This window comes from Luteimonas notoginsengisoli (genome assembly GCF_042648885.1).
Lineage (GTDB): Bacteria > Pseudomonadota > Gammaproteobacteria > Xanthomonadales > Xanthomonadaceae > Luteimonas > Luteimonas notoginsengisoli.
The window spans coordinates 253,265-270,597 of record NZ_JBHRYF010000001.1 but is presented as its reverse complement, the minus strand read 5'-3'; the positions used below and the strand labels follow the sequence as shown (position 1 = coordinate 270,597).

The window sequence follows — 17,333 nt, the reverse complement described above, 5'->3', positions numbered from 1 at the left end:
CAGGCAATGACAAGGGAAAACCGCTCGATTCTATCGGCTCGATGCGACGGTCACGTGTGCCATCAGGCCCGCCGCCAAAAGCGGGGTGGGCGTCAACCATCGGCCTGCCCGCGCGTTACGCGAGGTGTGACAGGACGTGTTCGATGCCGGGGCGGCGCCGGTCCCGGTGTTCCATTGGCCGATTCACCGCGTGTCATCCGTAGGCGTGCGCGCCGGCGCGAGCGGGCGTAACGTCGGCGTTTCCCCGCCACGCAAGGCCGCCCCCATGATCCACGACAGCATCCTCGGCACCATCGGCCGCACGCCGGTCGTGCGCCTGAACCGCATTGCGCCCGCCAACGTCGCCCTCTACGCCAAGGTCGAGGCATTCAATCCCGGCGGGTCGGTCAAGGACCGGCTCGCGATCGCGATCATCCTCGACGCGGAAGCGCGCGGCCTGCTCAAGCCCGGCGACACCGTGATCGAAGCGACGTCCGGCAACACCGGCGTGGCGCTGGCGATGGTCTGCGCCGCGCGCGGCTACAAGTTCGTCGCGGTGATGACCGAAACCTTCTCGATCGAACGCCGCAAGCTGATGCGCGCCTATGGCGCGAAGGTGATCCTCACCACCGCCGCCGAACGCGGCACCGGGATGGTGCGCAAGGCGGAAGAACTCGCAGCGAAACACGGCTGGTTCCTCGCCCGCCAGTTCGAGAATCCCGCCAACCCCGCCTACCACCGGCAGACCACGGCGGCCGAGATCCTGCGCGACTTCGCCGGCAGGCGGCTGGACCACTTCGTCAGCGGCTGGGGCACCGGCGGCACGCTCACCGGCGTGGCTGACGTGCTGCGCGTGGCGCGCCCGGAAGTGAAGGTGACCGCGGCCGAGCCGGCCGGGGCTTCGCTGCTCGCGGGCAAGGACTGGGCGCCGCACAAGATCCAGGGCTGGACGCCGGACTTCGTTCCCGCGGTGCTCGACCGCAAGGCCGCATCGCGCATCCTTACCGTCGACGACGCGACCGCGCGCGACACCGCGTTGCGGCTGGCGCGGGAGGAAGGGATCTTCGTGGGCCTCTCCGCCGGCGCCACGGTCGCCGCGGCGCTGGAGGTGGCGCAGTCGGCGAGCGACGGCGAAGTGATCCTGGCGATGCTGCCCGACACCGGCGAGCGCTACCTGTCGACATTCCTGCTCGAGGGCGTGGAAGAAGGCTCCGACGACGCCTGGCTGGCTTCGCTCGACTGAGTCGCGGCGACGCAGGTGCGCATCGAAGGCGTCGAGGGCGACATCACCACGCTGGCGGTCGACGCGATCGTCAATGCGGCCAACGAGTCGCTGCTCGGCGGCGGCGGGGTGGACGGCGCCATCCACCGCGCGGCGGGCCCGGGCCTGCTGCAAGAATGCCGCGCGCTGCCGGAAGTGCGGCCCGGCGTGCGCTGCCCGACCGGCGAGGCGCGGATCACCGGCGGCCATCGGCTGCCGGCGCGCTGGGTGATCCATACCGTCGGGCCGGTCTGGCGCGGCGGCGACCTGCACGAGCCGGAGCTACTGGCCGCCTGCTACCGGAACTCGCTGCGGCTGGCTGCCGATCGCGGGATTGCCACGATCGCGTTCCCGGCGATCAGCTGCGGGGTGTACGGCTATCCGCTCGCGCTGGCGGCGGCGATCGCCGTCGGGCAATTGCGCAGCTGGTCGGCGCACCTGCCGGAACGCGCCTTGCTGTGCAGCTTCGGCAGCGGGCCCGCCGCCGAATACCGGCGGCTGCTCGCGGCTTGATCCGGCCGTTGGCCGGAAAGCGCGTGGTCCACATGCCAAGGAAGGGCGGCCACGGCCGCGACGCCTTTCGGCTGGGAATCGCCGAGAAGCCCCTCCACGTGGGCGGCCGTCGACGCGCAGGGATACCTGCCAGCCAGTCCATCGTCGACCGGTCCAAGGCCCGTGACGTGCGAAGCGCGGCAGCCGCGGATGGGGTCGCCGCGGATCGCCGCCCGACCTCATACATAATCGCGCCATGAGCGACTTCATCGTTGGGCTCACCGGTGGCGTGGCCTCGGGCAAGAGCGAAATCACCCGCCGCTTCGCCGCGCTGGGCATTGCCGTGGCGGACGCGGACCTCGCCGCACGCGACGCGGTGGCCGCGGGTTCCACGGGACTGGCCGAAGTGGTCGCGGCGTTCGGCCCCGATGTTCTGGCAGACGACGGCGAACTGGACCGGGCCTCGATGCGCAGGCGCGTGTTCGCAGATCCCGATGCGCGCACGCGGCTGGAGGCGATCGTGCATCCGCGCGTGCGCGCCGCGCTGCAGCTCGCCTGCGCCGCCGCGCCGGGACCGTACGTCATCGCGGCCATTCCGCTGCTAGCCGAAGGCGGGGGCCGCGACGCTTATCCGTGGCTCGATCGCATCCTGGTGATCGACGTGCCGCAGGCCGTGCAGCACGCGCGCCTGCTGGCGCGCGACGGCATCGACCATGACCTCGCCGACCGCATGATCGGTGCCCAGGCCACGCGCCGGCAACGCCTCGCGATCGCCGACGACGTGATCGTCAACGACGGCGCCATCGAGGCGCTGGGCGCGCACGTCGCGGCGCTCGACAGGCGCTATCGCAGCCTGGCCGCGCAGGCACCTGCGACGTAGATCCACCGCGTCCGGCGGGCAACCGGGGGCCGGTCGCGCGTCGCGTGGCCGGCGAGCCTAGGACCACAGGCCGCGAATCGCGGCGATCCCCTGGGCGCCATGCTGGCGGGCAATGGCAACGTCGTCGGGACCGAGACCGCCGATGGCGTAGAGCGGCAGCGATGCCTGTTCCCGCAGTGCTTCGAAGGCGGGCCAGCCAATGCCCGGGGCTCCCGGGTGGGTCGGCGTGCGGGCGACCGGGCCGACGATGGCGAAGTCGCAGCCGAGCGCTTCGGCCAGGCCCAGCTCCGCGACGTCGTGGCAGGAAGCGGACAGGCGGGTGCCGGCCGGAACGGGGCGCGTGGCCAAGGAACGCAGCTGCGCGGCCGGCAGGTGCAGGCCAAGGCCGAGCTCGCGCGCGAGATTGGCGTCGCCGTTGACCAGCAGTTCGGCGCCGGCCCCGGCGCAGTGACCAGCGGCGGCGGTGACCAGCGCGATGCGCCGGGCCGGGTCCATTCCCGGCAGGCGCGCCTGGATGCGGCGGACACCGGCGGCCAGCGCGCGCTGCAGGGCGTCCAGCCAAGCGCCATCCTCCGCCGGCGAAGCGGGCACCGGAGTGACCAGGCATCGGTCCGGCTGCAGCAGGGCGGCGACCACGGGGCGGTCGGCGGGCGGCATGGCGTAACCGGGGAGCTTGTCGGGCGGCACCCATGCCAGCGCCTGGCCTTCATGGCCGCGCGGGATGCCGTGCCAGCGCATCACGCGGCGCACGTCCAGGCGCAGGCGCTTGTGCGGGTATTGCTGGGCGACGGCGATCAGCGGCGGGCCGACTTCGACTTCGATGCCCAGCTCTTCAAGCAGCTCGCGCACCAGGGCCTGTTCCGACGATTCGCCGGGCTCGCGCTTGCCGCCCGGGAACTCCCACAGGCCGGCAAGGTCCCGGCCCTCGGTGCGGCGCGCCAGCAGCACGCGGCCGCGGGCGTCGGTGATCGCGGCGGCGACGACTTCGACCCGCGGGGCATCGGAGATCGATCGAGAACTGGTCACGAGCGCGCGGCGTATTCCCAAGCGGGTGGATCCGGACGACGGCTTGGACGCCCGCGAAACCCGGAGCGCTCCCGGCCGCACGGACTCGCCGCGGGACAATCGCAGGCGAGTGCCGGTGCCGACGTGAAACAGCGGGGCCGGGCGTTCGCCTTGGACGATGCCCCCTTCCCCGCTCCCTGGCTCCTACGCCAGCTGCCCATGGCAGTGCTTGTACTTCTTGCCGCTGCCGCAGGGGCATGCATCGTTGCGGCCGACCTTGGGGCCCTCGCGGGTCGCAGGAACGTGGGCCGCGGCGTCCTGCGCGAGACGGGCCTGCTCGGCCTCCTCGTCGGCGCCGAGGCCACCGGATTCGGCATGCTGGAACTGCATCTGGCGCGCGGCAGCTTCGGCCTGCGCGCGTTCCTGCGCTTCCAGCTCGGCCACTTCCTCCTCGCTGCGGATGCGCACCCGCGCCAGCAGCGAAACCACTTCGCGCTTGACCTTCGACAGCATCTCGCTGAACAGCTCGAAAGCCTCGCGCTTGTACTCCTGCTTGGGCTGCTTCTGCGCGTAGCTGCGCAGGTGGATGCCTTGGCGCAGGTAATCCATGCGCGCCAGGTGCTCCTTCCAGTTCTGGTCGACGACGTTGAGCATGATGTGCTTTTCCAGCATGCGCATCGTCTCGGGCCCGACCGAGGCTTCCTTGTCGGCGAACAGCCGGTCGAGCGTCTCCTGCACGTGGCCCTGAATGACCTCGACGTCGACTTCCTCGCGGCTGCGCACCATCTGCTCGACCCCCACCTGCACCCCGAACTCCTCGGCCAGCGTGGCCTCCAGGCCCGGCAGGTCCCACTGTTCGTCGATCGAGTCGGGCGGCGCGAAGCGGTCGACGATGTCGGCCACCACGTCGGCGCGGATGCCGGCGATGTTCTCGTGCACGCTCTCGGCTTCCAGCAGCTCGTTGCGCTGGGCGTATACGACCTTGCGCTGGTCGTTGTTGACGTCGTCGAACTCGAGCAGGTTCTTGCGGATGTCGAAGTTGTGCGCTTCGACCTTGCGCTGCGCGTTGGCGATCTGCTTCGACACCAGCGGGCTTTCGATGATGTCGTCTTCCTTCAGGCCCATCCGGGCCATGACCCGCTGCACCCAGTCGGCGGCGAAGATGCGCATCAAGTTGTCTTCGAGCGACAGGTAGAAGCGGCTGGAACCCGGATCGCCCTGGCGACCGGAACGGCCGCGCAGCTGGTTGTCGATGCGGCGCGATTCATGGCGCTCGGTGCCGACGATGTGCAGGCCGCCGGCGGCCTTGACCGCGTCGTGGCGCTTCTGCCATTCGGACTTCAGGCGTGCACGGGTGACCTCGTCGACCGGCTCGCCGCGTTCGGCCTCCAGTTCGGCCAGCTCGGCTTCGAGCGAACCGCCCAGCACGATGTCGGTGCCGCGGCCGGCCATGTTGGTGGCGATGGTGACCGCGCCCGGGCGGCCGGCCTGGGCGACGATGGTCGCCTCGCGCTCGTGCTGCTTGGCGTTGAGCACCTCGTGCGGGATGCCGGCCTCGCGCAGCTGGTCGCTGAGCATTTCCGAGACCTCGATCGAGGTCGTGCCGACCAGCACCGGCTGCTGGCGCGCATGGGCGTCCTTGAGTTCGGCGATCACCGCGCGGTACTTGCCGGCGCGGTTGAGGAATACCGCGTCGGGGTTGTCGATGCGGATCATCGGGCGGTTGGTGGGGATCACCACAACTTCCAGGCCGTAGATGCTCTGGAACTCGTAGGCCTCGGTGTCGGCGGTGCCGGTCATGCCGGCGAGCTTGCCGTACATGCGGAACAGGTTCTGGAAAGTGATGCTGGCCAGCGTCTGGTTCTCGCGCTGCACCGGCACGCCTTCCTTGGCCTCGACCGCCTGGTGCAGGCCATCGGACCAGCGGCGCCCGGTCAGGGTGCGGCCGGTGAACTCGTCGACGATGATCACCTCGCCGTCGCGCACGATGTAATCGACGTCGCGCTGGTAGATGCCGTGGGCGCGCAGGCCGGCGTTGAGGTGGTGGACGACGTGGATGTTCTGCGGCGCGTACAGGCTCTCGTCGGCGTCGAGGATCCCGGCCTCGCGCAGCAACGCCTCGGCGTGTTCCTGGCCGTCTTCCGACAGGTGCACCTGCTTGGCCTTTTCGTCGACCCAGTAGTCGCCCTCGCCTTCCTCTTCGGTCTGCCGCACGAGCTTGGGCACGACGCGGTTGACCTTGATGTACAGCTCCGGCGACTCGTCGGCAGGGCCGGAAATGATCAGCGGCGTGCGCGCTTCGTCGATCAGGATCGAATCGACCTCGTCGATGATCGCGAAGTTGAGGCTGCGCTGGAAGCGGTCGTCCTTCGACAGCGCCATGTTGTCGCGCAGGTAGTCGAAGCCGATCTCGTTGTTGGTGGCGTAGGTGATGTCGGCGGCGTACGCAGCGTGCTTGTCCGAATGCGGCATGCCGGGATAGACGACGTCGGTCTTCAGGCCGAGCCAGCCATACAGCTTGCCCATCTGCGCCGCGTCGCGACGGGCCAGGTAGTCATTGACGGTGACCACGTGCACGCCCTTGCCTTCCAGCGCGTTGAGGTACACGGCCAGGGTGGCGGTCAGGGTCTTGCCCTCGCCGGTGCGCATCTCGGCGATCTTGCCCATGTGCAGGACCATGCCGCCGACCAGCTGCACGTCGAAATGACGCATGCCGAACACCCGAACCGAGGCCTCGCGGCAGACGGCGAAGGCTTCGGGCAGCAACTTGTCGAGCGACTCGCCCTTGCTGACACGCTCGCGGAACTCGGGGGTCTTCGCCTGCAGTTCGGCGTCCGAAAGGGCCTGCATGTCAGGTTCGAGCGCGTTGATCTTGGTGACGATGCGCTGGAGCTGTTTGATCAGGCGTTCATTGCGGCTGCCGAAGACGCCGGTGAGCAAGCGATTGAGCATGGGTGTACCGGTTGGGGAACTTGAGGTGGAAGCGCGGGGTGGATGCGCGGAATGGATCATCGGACCCGGAGGTCGCAGCGAGCCTGACCAATCCCCGCAAATGCAAAAAGGGCGCCGGGCGCCCTTTTTTGGCAACGGGACATTGTACGTGGAGACACCCGAGGGGGGTATCAAGCCCGCTTCCGGGCTCGCCAACCGGCATCACGCTCCGGTGATCCCCTGGCGCCTGTCGCCACGCGCCGGTGTCCGACCGCGCCGTGCCCCCAAAGTTTCCGGGTCATCCTATCCGGAGCCAGCGGCCCAGCGCCACGGCTGGAGCGTCGATCACCGGCCGTAGCTGCCGCCGCCGGGGCACCCGCACCGCAGGTCCTACATGCGCTCGCGCTGGCCGCCCTGCTCGCCCAGGAACTTGCGCGGGTTGAGCACCCGACCGTCCTGCCAGACTTCGAAATGCACGTGCGCGCCGGTGGAGCGCCCGGTCGAGCCGGCCTTTGCGATCCGCTGGCCGCTGCGCACGAGGTCGCCGACCTGCACCACCAGCCGCGAGTTGTGCGCGTAACGGGTCACGTAGCCATTGCCGTGGTCGACCTCGACCACCTTGCCGTAGCCCGAACGCACGCCGGCGTAGCTGACCACGCCATCGGCAACGGCCAGGACCGGATCGCCGGTGCTTGCGTGGAAATCGATGCCCTTGTGGAACCCCCGGCCACCGCCGAACGGATCGGCACGGCCACCGTAGCCGGAGGTGATGTAGGTATTGAGGATCGGCATCCGCGACGGGGTCGCGCTGCGGTCGAGCTCGCGGTTGAACAGCAGCGACTCGAGCACCGACAGCTGCTTGCCCGAATCGGTCAGCTGGGCGCCGAGCCGGTCCATGCCGCCGCGCAGTTCGCCGGCGGCCATGTCGCGCACCGGGCCTTCGCCGCCGACGCCCACCGGCTTGTTGAAGTCGAACTCGCCGTCGCCGAGCTGGCCGATGCGAGTCAGGCGCTCGCCGAGCGCGTTGAGACGGTTGGCCTCGGCCTGCAGTTCGCCCAGGCGCGCGGCCAGGGCGTTGACCTCGTGCTGCGCCTCGCGACGGGTGCTGGCAAGCAAGGTGCGCTGCGCGTCGTTGCGGGCTTCCAGGTGTGCCGTGCGCGCCGCGCTGATGCCCTGGGTGGCGCCCGCGCCGAGCGCCACGCCGCCAATCAGCAGCGCCGCGATGGCCGCGGCCGGCCGGCCTGCACTGTAGGCGTGCAGTCGAGCGGCGCCCGCATGCGTGCGGGCCGAGAAGGAAGCAGCCAATGCGTGGCCGTGGCGGCGCGTCCATCGCCAGGAGCTGGCGGAAAGATCACGCGCCGATGTCAGGAAGCTGTGTAAAGTCATGTTCTGCCAATGTCTGATTCGAGATCCCGGTCGTCCTCCCCGGTCCCGCGCGCTGCGCTCGAAGCGCTGCTGGGCGATGCCGTGGGCGGCAATCCGATCCGCCGCGCGATGTGGCTGGATGAACTGGACCGTCGTTTGAGCCCCTTCCTGCCGCCTTCACTGGCCGCGCATGCGCGGCTGGCGAATGTCGATGGCGACAGGCTCGTCTACCTTGTCGATTCGCCCGTCTGGCACGCCAGGCTGCGCCTGGCTTCCACTGGACTGATCGACGCCGCCCGCTCCCTCGGGCTGGATGTCACCCGCTTCGTCGTCCGAACGACGAGGCAAACGCCCGGTTCGCAAGCGCCATCGGCGCCGGCAACCGTGCCTGTGTCGGCCACCGCGCGTGCCGCCGTGCGTGATGCCCTGGCGTCTATTCGCGGGTCCGGGAACGAACCTGCGAAAGACGGATCCTGAAATGTCCGGTGGGGGTGCCTGGCCACGTTTTCGTGAAGCCAGACCGCGACGGACGAGGCATGCTAACGGCCGGAAGCCCGCAGGACGTTAATCACCCGCTAATTTTTTAGAAACTTCGGGTTAAATTATCGTTAAAGTTCACGCGGCGCTCACTTCTGTGAGCACGGTCCGGCACTGCGGACGGCCCCTTGCGGAGCTGAGGCCGGCCTAACGCGGTTCGGTCACGCGTCGCCGGCAGCATCGAAACCTGTCAGGCCGGCAGCGGCTCGACGTAGGCCAGCGGCACGATGGCCGGGTCGGGAAACGTCACTTCTTCCCACGCCGAGCGTTCGGCCAGCAGCGCGCGCACCAGCTTGTTGTTGAGCGCATGGCCGGACTTGTAGCCCTCGAAGGCGCCGATGACGGCGTGGCCGGCCAGGTACAGGTCGCCAACCGCGTCGAGGATCTTGTGGCGCACGAACTCGTCGCCGTAGCGCAGCCCGTCGTCGTTGAGCACGCGGAATTCGTCCAGGACGATCGCGTTGTCCATCGAGCCGCCGAGGCCGAGGTTGCGCTCGCGCATGTATTCCAGGTCGCGCATGAAGCCGAACGTGCGCGCGCGGCTCACTTCGCGGATGTAGTTCTCGGTGGAGAACTCGATCACCGCGCGCGACTGCGCGCTGGGGATCGCCGGGTGGTTGAAATCGATGGTGAAGCCCAGGCGGAAGCCTTCATACGGCTCGAAACGCGCGACCTTGTCGCCGTCGCGCACTTCCACCGGACGCTTGATGCGGATGAAACGCTTGGCCGCGCCCTGCTCGACGATGCCGCCGGACTGCAGCAGGAACACGAACGGACCGGCCGAGCCGTCCATGATCGGCACTTCGGCGGCGGACAGGTCGACATACAGGTTGTCGAGCCCCAGGCCGGCCAGTGCCGACATCAGGTGTTCGACGGTCTGCACCTTGGCGCCGTCGCGCGACAGGCCGGTGCACAGCGTGGTCTCGCTGACCAGCTCGGCATCGGCGGGGATCTCCACCGCCGGCTCGACGTCGACGCGGCGGAAGACGATGCCGGTATCGATTGGGGCCGGACGCAGGGTGAGGTAGACCTTCTCGCCGCTGTGCAGCCCCACGCCGGTGGCGCGGATCACATTCTTGATGGTGCGCTGCTGCATGGGCGGGGGCGGGATCCGGTGTGTCGCCGCGGGGGCGGAAACGGCAGAAGATTAGCACGCAAGACTGAACCTGAACGAAGCACCGATCGACCATCGGACGCGTCGTGCGCCGGTCTCATTCGCCGTGCCGCGCACGCCGGGAGCGGGAAAAAACCACCGGGCCGGCGCAGGCCCGGTGGGTTGAACAAGGACATCTTTCACCGCGGGAACATCGCGCGCCAGGGTCCGGCTCCGGCACCGTTATACGCCTTGGCGTTCCCACGCGGGCCGAAGGCTCTCGCCGCCGACCATCACACTTTCAGTTGCCCGCCGGCGCGCGATGAGCTGGCGCGCTGGCGATGCACTGCCACGCGTGCCGCCGAACGCCCGGTCACGGATGGCCGAGCCGGATCGTCCGGACCTGCACCGCACCGCCTGCAACGATCAGTCGGCCTGGCGGCGCAGGAACGCCGGAATGTCCAGGTAGCTGTCGCTGCCGAAGTCGGCCGTCGCCGGTGCCGGCGCCGCGGACGGTTCGCTGGCAACGGAGCGACCACGCAGGCTCGACGCGATGCTCTGTCCCGAGCCGAACGCGGTGGCGTCTTCCTCGATCAGCATGCCGGTGGTGCCGTCGCGGCGGGCCTGGCTGCGGACCAGCTCGACCTGCGGCTTGCGCACGATGTCGTGGCCGAAGCCGCGGTCTTCGTGGCGGCCGACCTGGCGGCCGGCGTTGCGGTTCAGGCCGGTGGCGACCACGGTGACGCGGACCTCGTCCTGCATGTCCGGGTCGAGCACGGTGCCGATGACGATGGTCGCGTCCTCGCTGCCGAAGTTCTCCACGGTGCGGCCGACCTCGTCGAACTCCGCCATGGTGAAGTCCGCGCCGGCGGTGATGTTGACCAGGATGCCGTTGGCGCCGGCGAGGTTGACGTCGTCGAGCAGCGGGTTCTGGATCGCGGCTTCGGCGGCGGCCTGCGCGCGATCGTCGCCGCGGGCGGTGCCGGTGCCCATCATCGCCAGGCCCATCTCGCTCATCACGGTGCGCACGTCGGCGAAGTCGACGTTGATCAGTCCCGGGCGCACGATCAGGTCGGCGATGCCTTGCACGGCGCCGAGCAGCACGTCGTTGGCGGCGCGGAAGGCCTGGATCATGGTCGCGTTGCGACCGAGCACGGTGATCAGCTTTTCGTTGGGGATGGTGATCAGCGAATCGCAGTGCTGGCTCAGTTCGTCGATGCCCTTGAGCGCCACCTGCATGCGGCGACGGCCCTCGAACGGGAACGGCTTGGTGACCACGGCGACGGTCAGGATGCCCATTTCCTTGGCCAACTGCGCGACCACGGGCGCGGCGCCGGTGCCGGTGCCGCCGCCCATGCCAGCGGTGATGAACACCATGTCCGCGCCCTGCAGCGCGTCCATGATCTGTTCGCGGTCCTCGAGCGCGGCCTGGCGGCCGACTTCGGGGTTGGCGCCGGCGCCCAGGCCCTTGGTGACGTTGCTGCCAAGCTGCAGCTGCAGCTTCGCGCCGCAGTTCTTGATCGCCTGCGAGTCGGTGTTGGCGGTGATGAATTCCACCCCGTCCACGCTGCTGTTGACCATGTGCGCGACCGCGTTGCCGCCGCCGCCGCCGACGCCCACCACCTTGATGTTGGCGTTGGGAGCCATCTTTTCCACCAGTTCGAAATGCGCCATGTCCGTGTCCTCGTTTTTAAGTGCCGGGTCCGGGGTGGGATTCGGAAGCTGTTCGGCTGCCGCGCCCGCCGCCTGTCGCCCGGCGTTTATGTGGTTTTTCGTGTCGCTCTACTGCAATCGTTTGCCTGTCGCCTGCCGCTCTTTGCCGCCCTGTTCCGTTCTTTCCCGCACCGATTTGCCCGCCGTTGCCCTTCCCATCCCGGTGATCACCAGCCCAAAGGCCGTTTTCCGCATCCACTTGCCGACGGCTCAGAATTCACCGCGATACCAGTTCTTCAACTTGTTGAAGAGCGATCCCGCGCGGCCGGTGGGGATCACCGGGCGCCGCGGATGCTCGATCTGGCTGCCCATCAGCAGCAGCCCCACGCCGCTGGCGTGCACCGGGTTGTTGACCACTTCGCCCAGGCCCGTCACGTGCTGCGGAATGCCCACGCGCACCGGCATCTGCAGCATTTCCTCGGCGAGTTCGACCACGCCTTCCATCTTCGCGGCGCCGCCGGTGAGCACCATCCCGGCGCGCACGTGCTGCTCGAAGCCCGAGCGGCGCAGTTCGGCCTGCACCATCTCGAAGATCTCCTCGTAGCGGGCCTGCACCGCCTGCGCCAGCGACTGCCGCGGCAGCCGGCGCGGCGCGCGATCGCCGACGCTGGGCACCTGGATCGACTCTTCCGAAGTTGCCAGCTGCGCCAGCGCGCAGGCGTAGCGCACCTTGATCTGCTCCGCTTCAGGCGTGGGCGTGCGCAGCATGTGCGCGATGTCCTCGGTGACCTTGTCGCCGGCGATCGGCAGGCTCGCGGTGTGGCAGATCGCGCCCTGCACGAACACCGCGAGATCCGTGGTGCCTGCGCCGATATCGACCAGCACCACGCCAAGCTCGCGCTCGTCGCCGGTGAGCACCGCCGTGCTTGAGGCCAGCGACGACAGGATCAGGTCGTCGATCTGCAGGCCGCAGCGCTGCACGCACTTGCTGATGTTGGCCGCCGCCGACTGCGCGCACACCACCAGGTGCGCGTGCACCTCCAGGCGCACGCCGGTCATGCCGACCGGGTTGCGGATGCCTTCCTGCGAGTCGTCGAGCACGTACTCGCGCGGGATGGCGTGCAGGATCTTCTGGTCGGCCGGGATCGCCACCGCCTTGGCCGCTTCCAGCACACGGTCGAGGTCGGAATACGTCACCTCGCCGTCGCGGATCGGCACGATGCCCGGCGAATTGCGGCACTGCACGTGGTTGCCGGAAATCGATGCATAGACCGAGCGGATCTCGCAGCCGGCCATCAGCTCGGCTTCCTCCACCGCGCGCTGGATCGACTGCACGGTGGACTCGATGTCCACCACCACGCCGCGCTTGAGGCCGCGCGATTCGTGCGAGCCGATGCCGATCACCTCGATCGGGTTGCCGGGCGAGTATTCGCCCACCAGCGCCACCACCTTGGAGGTGCCGATGTCGAGGCCGACGATGAGGGCCTTGTCGCCTTTGCGGTTCATGTCATGGCACCGTGATTCGTGATTCGTGATGACCGGCCGTCCGGCCGTTCGAAGCCGCGGCCGCCGAGCGCGATGCGCCTCGCCGGTGTCCTCGCTCGCGCCATGGCCGTCGGCGCGGGCGTTACGGCCACCGCCTCTTCGCCCCAGGTCAGCGCAAACCCGTTGGTGTAGCGCAGGTCGGCGCGGGCCAGAGGCTGCGGGTTCTGCGCCAGCAATCCGGGAAGCAGGCGCGCGAACCGCGCCAGGCGCAGGCGCGCCTCCTGGCTGCCGACCACGACGCGGACGCCGTTGGACAGCAGCAGCGACCAGCTGCCGCGGCGATCAAGCGACACCTCGCGCACGCGGACGCCCTCTGGCGCGAACAGTTCGCTGGCCTCGTTGTAGAGCGCGACCACGTCCGCAATGCGCGCGGCGGGCGCGTCGACGTCGAAGCGCGGCAGGCTGCCGGGCACTTCCGCGCCAGCGAGCGGGAACAGGTCGCCGTCCTCGGACAGCAGCTGGTCCTTGCCCCAGCGCGCGAACGGCCGGTGCTCGACGATGCGCACCTCGACCACGTCCGGCCAGCGCTTGCGGACTTCGGCGCGCTCGACCCACGGCAGCTTCGCCACCGCGGCCTGCGCGTCCTCGAGCCGGATCGCGAAGAAGCCGTTGCGCGCGTACGGCAATACCGCGGCGCGCAGCTTCTGCTCATCGACTCGTTCCAGGTCGCCGCCGATGCGCAGCGTGCGCAGCGGCCAGCGCTCGGCGCCGATCCAGCCCTGCAGCACCGCGATCACCGGCAGCACGACCAGCGCCACGGCGATCATCCAGGCAGCGATCCGCAGGAATGCGCTCATCCCGCCGCCCCCGGCATCGAGGTTTCCAGGATCCGCCAGCACAGTTCCTCGAACGGCACGCCCAGCGCCGCCGCGGACTTCGGCATCAGTGAATGGCTGGTCATGCCCGGCGCGGTGTTCGCCTCGAGCAGCCAGTTGCGGCCGTCGCGGTCGCGCATGAAGTCCACGCGCGCCCAGCCGCGCAGGCCGAGTGCGGCGAAGGCGCGTTCAGCCTGGTCGCGCGCTTCTGCTTCGCCGGCCTCATCCAGGCCCGGGCACAGGTACTGCGTGTCGTCGGCCACGTACTTGGCGTGGTAGTCGTAGTACTCGCCCGCCGGCACGATGCGGATGCTGGCCAGCGCGCGGCCATCGAGCACACCGATGGTGTATTCGCCGCCGGTGGCGCCGCCGGGCTCGATCAGCTGTTCCATCAGCAGTTCGCCGGGGTAGCGCGCGGCCAGCTCCACCGCGGCGTCGAGGTCGGCCTCGTCGAACACGCGGCTGACGCCCACGCTCGAGCCTTCCAGCGACGGCTTGACGATCACCGGCAGTCCCAGCTCGCGCGCGGCGGCGTGCACCGCTTCGGCGCCGGCTTCCTTGGGGATGCGCACATAGCGCGGGGTCGGCAAACCGATCGCGCTCCATACCTGCTTGGCACGCACCTTGTCCAGCGCCAGCGCGCTGCCCAGCACGCCCGAACCGGTGTACGGCACGCGCAGTGATTCGAGCAGGCCCTGCAGCACGCCGCTTTCGCCGTCGCCGCCGTGGAGGATGTTGAAGACGCGATCGAAGTGCCTGTCCTGCAGCTCGCGCACCAGGTTGGGGATGCCGTCGACGCCGTTGGCGTCGACGCCACGCGCACGCAGCGCTTCCAGCACGTTGCGGCCGGAATCCAGCGACACTTCGCGCTCGGACGTGGTGCCGCCCATCAGCACGGCGACGCGGCCGAACACCGAGGGGGCGTCGAAGCGCGGCGGCGGCAGGCTGCGGCTCATCGGCTGCCTCCTTCGAATCCGTTCGCGGCCAGCTGCTGCGCGGCGTGGCCGATGTCGCCGGCGCCCATCATCAGCAGCAGGTCGCCATCGCGCAGCACGTCGGGCAGCACCTCGCCCAGTTCCTTCGCGCTGTTGACCACCACCGGATCGATGCGCCCGCGGGCGCGGATCGCGCGCGCAAGCGAGCGCGCGTCGGCGCCCGCGATCGGCGCTTCGCCTGCCGGATAGACCTCGGTCAGCACCAGCGCGTCGACGTCGGACAGCACGCCGGCGAAGTCGTCGAACAGGTCGCGCGTGCGGCTGTAGCGATGCGGCTGGAACGCGACCACCAGGCGCTTGTCCGGCCAGCCGCCGCGGGCCGCGGCGAATACCGCGGCCAGCTCCTTGGGATGGTGGCCGTAGTCGTCGACCAGCTGCACGGTCGCGCCCTGCCCGGTGGTGAGCTGCGCGAGCAGGTTGAAGCGGCGGCCGATGCCCTGGAACTTCTCCAGCGCCGAGGCGATGGCGTCGGCCTGGACGCCGAGCTGCCAGGCGACCGCGGCCGCGGCCAGCGCGTTCTGCACGTTGTGGCGGCCCGGCAGCGCGAGCGTGACCGGCGTGCAGGTGCCGTCGGGCAGGCACAGCTCGAAGCGCATGCGCGCGCCTTCCTGGACCACGGCCTCGGCGCGCACTTCGGCGTTGTCGTCGAAACCGTAGGTCATCACGTGGCGCGGCGTGTTGCTGGCCAGTTCGGCGACTTCGGGATCGTCGATGCACAGCACCGCGACGCCGTAGAACGGCAGGCGGTGCAGGAACTCGGAGAACGCCGCCTTGACCCGTGCGAAATCGCCGCCGTAGTTCTCCAGGTGGTCGGCGTCGATGTTGGTGACGATCGCCACCAGCGGGTTCAGGCGCAGGAAGCTGCCATCGCTTTCGTCGGCCTCGGCCACCAGCCAGTCGCCACCGCCCAGGCGCGCATTGGCGCCGGCGGCGAGCAGCTGCCCACCGATCACGAAGGTCGGATCCAGGCCGCCTTCGGCCAGCACGCTGGCCAGCAGCGAGGTCGTGGTGGTCTTGCCGTGGGTGCCGGCGACCGCGATGCCGCGGCGGAAGCGCATCAGTTCGGCCAGCATCTCCGCGCGCGGCACCACCGGGATGCGCTGCGCGCGCGCTTCCAGCAGTTCCGGGTTGTCGGGCCTGATCGCGCTGGACACGACCACGCAGTCGGTGCCCAGCACGTTGGACGCGGCGTGGCCGCGATGCACGTTGGCGCCGAGGCCCGTCAGGCGGCGCGTCACCGCGTTGTCGGCGGTGTCCGAACCGGACACGTGGTAGCCCAGCGTGCACAGCACCTCGGCGATGCCGCTCATGCCCACGCCGCCGATGCCGACGAAGTGGACGCGCGAGTAGCGCCTGGCGAAGTCGCCGGGAGCGGCGGCGCCGGGCGCCGCGTCGCGGCTGTCGAGCATCCTGCGGATCATGCAATGCGTCCCATGGTGGGTTCGACGCGCTGGCGCAGGCGGCTGGTGCCGCGCGCAGCCGCGGGATTGGCGTTGGTGGGAGCGGGCTGCGCGGTCGCAGGCACCTTGCTTCGCGCCGGCTTGTCGCGCGGCGGCATGGGTTCGGGCGCCGGCGCGCTCTCGCCGCGCAAGCGTGCGACCTGGCGTTCGGCGCGATCGAGTTCGTAGGACACCCGCAGCAGCAGGCCGAGCGCGGCGCAGGTCATCAGCACGCTCGATCCGCCCGACGAGATCAGCGGCAGGGTCAGGCCCTTGGTCGGCAGGATGCCGAGGTTGACGCCGATCGAGACGAAGGCCTGCAGGCTGATCGCCAGCGCCACGCCGAACGCGCAATAGCCGGCGAAATGGCGACGCATGCCGACGCAGCGATAGCCGATCCAGAACGCGCGCCCGACCAGCAGCGCGTACAGGCCCACCACCAGGCAGACGCCGGCGAAGCCGAGCTCCTCGGCGATCACCGAGAAGATGAAATCGGTATGCGCCTCGGGCAGGTACGAAAGCTTCTGCACCGATGCGCCCAGGCCTACGCCGAACCATTCGCCGCGACCCACCGCCATCAGCGCATTGCTGAGCTGGTATCCGGAGCCCAGCTGGTCGGCCCACGGATCGAGGAACGAGGTGAAGCGGCGCACGCGATAGGGTTCGAGGATCGCGATGAAGGCGAACACCGGCAGGCCGATCACGATCGGCAGCGACATCCGCGGCAGGTTGACGCCGCCGAGCACCAGCATGCCGGCGGTGATCGCCAGCAGCAGCGACGAAGAACCGAAGTCAGGCTGCAGCAGCAGCAGGCCGACCAGCAGCACCGCCACGCCCAGCGGCTTGAGCATCGCCGGCCAGGTCGCGTTGACCTCGTCGCGGAACCGCACCAGGTAGCTCGACAGCCAGACGATGTAGAGCAGCTTCACCGCCTCGACCGCCTGGAAGTTGGACACGCCCAGGTTGATCCAGCGCCGCGCGCCGTTGACCGAATCGCCCAGGCCCGGCACGAACACCGCCAGCAGCAGCAGCACGCAGCCGATCAGCAGCAGCTGGTTGTACTGTTCGACCGTCTTGAGCTCGGTGCGCATCGCCCACACCGCGAGTCCCACGCCAAGTGCCAGGAACATCAGGTGCCGGTTGAGGAAATAGAACGGCCCGACATCGAGGCCCTCGCCGATCGCGATCGAGCTCGATGCGACCATCACCACGCCGAGTCCGGCCAGCGCGACGCAAGCGCCGAGCAGCCAGCCGTCATAGCGACCGGTGATCGCTTCCAGGCGCGTGGCCTGGGCGTGGCTGGCATCCAACCGGGACTGGCGGGCGGCGCTGGCGTGCATGTC

14 protein-coding genes are annotated in these 17,333 nt (G+C 69.5%); 4 read left to right on the top strand and 10 right to left on the bottom strand.

The genetic code is table 11. The annotated features are described in order from the left end of the window. The first annotated feature begins 265 nt into the window (after nucleotides 1–265). From cysK to coaE, 3 genes are all read left to right on the top strand, one after another. The gene (gene cysK / locus ACFOM9_RS01185; protein WP_386705396.1) at nucleotides 266–1,222 is read left to right on the top strand and encodes a cysteine synthase A; all 957 of its coding nucleotides are present in this window, start codon (nucleotides 266–268) and stop codon (nucleotides 1,220–1,222) included. A gap of 15 nt (nucleotides 1,223–1,237) precedes the next feature. Next, nucleotides 1,238–1,753 (top strand): O-acetyl-ADP-ribose deacetylase, encoded by a 516-nt coding sequence (locus tag ACFOM9_RS01180; RefSeq protein WP_386705395.1) that lies wholly within the window; start codon nucleotides 1,238–1,240, stop codon nucleotides 1,751–1,753. 235 nt (nucleotides 1,754–1,988) lie between these two features. Then, a complete protein-coding gene (gene coaE, locus ACFOM9_RS01175) occupies nucleotides 1,989–2,612 on the top strand; it encodes a dephospho-CoA kinase (RefSeq protein WP_386705394.1) in 624 nt (207 codons plus the stop codon). Between the two features lie 57 nt (nucleotides 2,613–2,669). Here the strand turns inward: coaE and ACFOM9_RS01170 are convergent, their stop codons facing one another. The 3 genes from ACFOM9_RS01170 to ACFOM9_RS01160 form a co-directional block, all read right to left on the bottom strand. Continuing rightward, nucleotides 2,670–3,620: a Nudix family hydrolase gene (locus ACFOM9_RS01170; protein WP_386707223.1), complete on the bottom strand. Its 951-nt coding sequence runs from the start codon at nucleotides 3,618–3,620 to the stop codon at nucleotides 2,670–2,672. A gap of 201 nt (nucleotides 3,621–3,821) precedes the next feature. Further along, nucleotides 3,822–6,569: a preprotein translocase subunit SecA gene (secA, locus tag ACFOM9_RS01165; RefSeq protein WP_386705393.1), complete on the bottom strand. Its 2,748-nt coding sequence runs from the start codon at nucleotides 6,567–6,569 to the stop codon at nucleotides 3,822–3,824. Between the two features lie 369 nt (nucleotides 6,570–6,938). Next, nucleotides 6,939–7,853, bottom strand: coding sequence for a M23 family metallopeptidase (locus ACFOM9_RS01160; RefSeq protein WP_386705392.1), 915 nt, complete (start codon nucleotides 7,851–7,853; stop codon nucleotides 6,939–6,941). A gap of 90 nt (nucleotides 7,854–7,943) precedes the next feature. Here ACFOM9_RS01160 and ACFOM9_RS01155 point away from each other — a divergent pair, with 90 nt between their 5' ends. Beyond that, nucleotides 7,944–8,390: a DciA family protein gene (locus ACFOM9_RS01155; RefSeq protein WP_386705391.1), complete on the top strand. Its 447-nt coding sequence runs from the start codon at nucleotides 7,944–7,946 to the stop codon at nucleotides 8,388–8,390. 250 nt (nucleotides 8,391–8,640) lie between these two features. Here the strand turns inward: ACFOM9_RS01155 and lpxC are convergent, their stop codons facing one another. The 7 genes from lpxC to ftsW form a co-directional block, all read right to left on the bottom strand. Beyond that, the gene (gene lpxC / locus ACFOM9_RS01150) at nucleotides 8,641–9,546 is read right to left on the bottom strand and encodes a UDP-3-O-acyl-N-acetylglucosamine deacetylase (protein WP_386705390.1); all 906 of its coding nucleotides are present in this window, start codon (nucleotides 9,544–9,546) and stop codon (nucleotides 8,641–8,643) included. Nucleotides 9,547–9,969: 423 nt separating this feature from the next. Further along, on the bottom strand, nucleotides 9,970–11,217 hold the full coding sequence (gene ftsZ / locus ACFOM9_RS01145) for a cell division protein FtsZ (RefSeq protein WP_386705389.1): 1,248 nt from the start codon (nucleotides 11,215–11,217) through the stop codon (nucleotides 9,970–9,972). A gap of 249 nt (nucleotides 11,218–11,466) precedes the next feature. Continuing rightward, nucleotides 11,467–12,702 (bottom strand): cell division protein FtsA, encoded by a 1,236-nt coding sequence (ftsA, locus tag ACFOM9_RS01140; protein WP_386705387.1) that lies wholly within the window; start codon nucleotides 12,700–12,702, stop codon nucleotides 11,467–11,469. Then, the gene (locus tag ACFOM9_RS01135; protein WP_386705386.1) at nucleotides 12,699–13,538 is read right to left on the bottom strand and encodes a cell division protein FtsQ/DivIB; all 840 of its coding nucleotides are present in this window, start codon (nucleotides 13,536–13,538) and stop codon (nucleotides 12,699–12,701) included. The genes ftsA and ACFOM9_RS01135 overlap by 4 nt, the downstream gene beginning before the upstream one ends. Then, complete coding sequence (locus ACFOM9_RS01130) at nucleotides 13,535–14,512, bottom strand: D-alanine--D-alanine ligase (protein ID WP_386705384.1); 978 nt, start codon at nucleotides 14,510–14,512, stop codon at nucleotides 13,535–13,537. The genes ACFOM9_RS01135 and ACFOM9_RS01130 overlap by 4 nt, the downstream gene beginning before the upstream one ends. After that, complete coding sequence (murC, locus tag ACFOM9_RS01125; protein ID WP_386705383.1) at nucleotides 14,509–15,972, bottom strand: UDP-N-acetylmuramate--L-alanine ligase; 1,464 nt, start codon at nucleotides 15,970–15,972, stop codon at nucleotides 14,509–14,511. Before murC ends, ACFOM9_RS01130 begins: the two co-directional genes overlap by 4 nt. Further along, nucleotides 15,969–17,330 carry a putative lipid II flippase FtsW gene (gene ftsW / locus ACFOM9_RS01120; protein WP_386707220.1) on the bottom strand — a complete coding sequence of 454 codons (1,362 nt, stop codon included), beginning with the start codon at nucleotides 17,328–17,330 and terminating at the stop codon, nucleotides 15,969–15,971. The genes murC and ftsW overlap by 4 nt, the downstream gene beginning before the upstream one ends. Nucleotides 17,331–17,333 lie beyond the last annotated feature (3 nt).